The sequence below is a fragment of the Actinomadura gamaensis genome (genome assembly GCF_042652125.1).
GTDB classification, from domain to species: Bacteria; Actinomycetota; Actinomycetes; order Streptosporangiales; family Streptosporangiaceae; genus Spirillospora; species Spirillospora gamaensis.
Map to the genome: position 1 here is coordinate 1 of NZ_JBHSIT010000039.1, position 613 is coordinate 613.

Annotated in this window: 1 protein-coding gene; it reads left to right on the forward strand. The window is 60.8% G+C overall.

Going from position 1 to position 613, the window contains the following annotated elements; genetic code table 11:
* Positions 1–329: 329 nt before the first annotated feature.
* Positions 330–613: TetR/AcrR family transcriptional regulator (locus ACFPCY_RS43045; RefSeq protein WP_378265714.1), on the forward strand; the 284-nt coding region annotated here is incomplete at its 3' end.

The window sequence follows — 613 nt, forward strand, 5'->3', positions numbered from 1 at the left end:
CATGCCGCCACTGCCTGGAAGTAATGCCCCAGGCCATCGTCAGCCGCCCTCAAGGCGGCCAACCGAAGCGACCGACCCGACCGACCGGGCTGGACTTCACCTGATGCCTTACCGTTCCCTTCCCGGGAGCGTTAAGGGCATCTCCCTGCCCTCCGCTCCCTCCCCTCTCTCCCAGGCTGGCCTGGAGTTGCCAGCAAAAACAGTTTCACACCAGGGGCAGGCAAGAGCGGAGGGCAGGGCAGAAGACAGTACGAGCGCTTGCGAGTTCCTTGGTTGTACACGCAAGGGCTCGTATTGCACTTAAGCTCTCATAGTGCAAGAATTCATGAGTGCAACAGAACAGTGAACTCTTCGCTGGTAAGCGTGAGCAGCGGATGAAGGCGACGCGGCGCGACCTTGTGCTTCAGGCGTGTCGGTTGACTATCGAATGCGGCTTGAACGGGTTCACCGTAGAGGAATTGTGCGCGCAGGTGGGGATCTCCCGCCGGACCTTCTTCAACTACTTCGCCTCCAAGGACGAGGCTGTGCTGGGGGCTTCGGCGCGGGATCCGCTGGAGATGTTCGGTGAGAAGTTCGTAGCCGGTGGGCAGTCCCCGAACGATCCGGGGTTACT